The organism is Loktanella atrilutea (genome assembly GCF_900128995.1).
In the GTDB taxonomy this organism is placed as follows: domain Bacteria; phylum Pseudomonadota; class Alphaproteobacteria; order Rhodobacterales; family Rhodobacteraceae; genus Loktanella; species Loktanella atrilutea.
Genome location: NZ_FQUE01000046.1, coordinates 1 through 1162 on the forward strand (window position 1 = coordinate 1; position 1162 = coordinate 1162).

3 protein-coding genes are annotated in these 1162 nt (G+C 59.7%); 1 reads left to right on the forward strand and 2 read right to left on the reverse strand.

Annotated elements, in window-relative coordinates; genetic code table 11:
• Positions 1-128 precede the first annotated feature (128 nt).
• Positions 129-425 (reverse strand): IS66 family insertion sequence element accessory protein TnpB, encoded by a 297-nt coding sequence (tnpB, locus tag BUA54_RS20470; protein WP_143155576.1) that lies wholly within the window; start codon positions 423-425, stop codon positions 129-131.
• Positions 422-796 (reverse strand): IS66-like element accessory protein TnpA, encoded by a 375-nt coding sequence (gene tnpA, locus BUA54_RS20475; protein ID WP_143155577.1) that lies wholly within the window; start codon positions 794-796, stop codon positions 422-424. Before tnpA ends, tnpB begins: the two co-directional genes overlap by 4 nt.
• Positions 797-906: 110 nt before the next feature.
• Between tnpA and rpsU the strand changes: the two genes are divergently transcribed.
• Positions 907-1143: a 30S ribosomal protein S21 gene (gene rpsU / locus BUA54_RS20480; RefSeq protein ID WP_072859075.1), complete on the forward strand. Its 237-nt coding sequence runs from the start codon at positions 907-909 to the stop codon at positions 1141-1143.
• Positions 1144-1162 lie beyond the last annotated feature (19 nt).

Sequence of the window (1162 nt, forward strand, 5' to 3'; positions counted from 1 at the left end):
CACCTGCGAGCCTTTCCATTGGCCTCAACAGGGGAATTATGCGCGACCGATGATCAGGGGGGCATGCCCCCCTGATCATCGGCATCAGCGCCAAACTGGGGAAATTTCATCCAGCCGTTTTGGGGAGATTACGTCCAGCACTCACAGAGTTGCGCGGACGTCAACCGGACGGCACCCTCGGTCATCGCAGGCCAGGGAAAGCGGCCGCGTTCCAGGACTTTATAGTAGAGGCAAAAACCCTGACCGTCCCAATACAGAAGTTTGAGCCGGTCACCCTTGCGGCCGCGGAAGGCGAAGACTGCGCCGCCCGCAGGCTTCTGGCGCAGGACGTCCTGGGTGAGCGCAGCCAGACCGGCAATGCCCTTGCGCATGTCCGTGACACCGCAAGCCACGTAGACGCGAACACCAGTGCCCGGACCAATCATGCCGCTTCCACAGCACGGATCAGCTGCGTCAGCGCCCCGGCAGCCATGCGGCTGTCGAAGTGCAGGCTGCGGCCGTTGCTCAGACGAAGTTCGACTGCCATCGGGGCCGCAATGTTGGGCGTGTCAGCGATGGCGGGAACGCCGTGTTCAGGAATATCGAAAGGAAGGAAGAGCGCACCACCATCCGGTGACCACAGCCCCTTCTGCTTCATCTCATGGCGCCAGGAATAGATCTGCTGTCGCGTGATCTCGTGGCGCTGCGCCACCTGCGTGACCGTCGCCGCATCAGTGCCCACCGACAGGACGATCCTGAGCTTCTCCTCATCGCTCCAGCGCCGCCGACGCTCAAACCCAAGTATCTCACCACGCATCACCAACCCCACCTGAGACACGTCGCTAAGCACGTCTCTTAGCAAATCATCAGGAAATCAGGCAGGCGGCCACAACGGAGCGGTTACTTTTCAAAATGGTGAAGCTCCACATGCTGGTCAGTGTCCGCGATAATAACGTCGATCAGGCGCTGCGAGTCCTTAAAAAGAAATTGCAAGGTGAAGGTGTGTTTCGCGCGATGAAACTGAAGCAGCATTTTGAGAAGCCGTCCGTTCGCAAGGCACGTGAAAAAGCCGGATCCATCCGCCGGCATGAACCGCGCCGGGTTTGCCGGAGACCGTTTGCTTCACTTTATGCGACCATATCGAGCGCGGCACGCTGCGCATAGTAGTTGGCTTCGGCCTCGA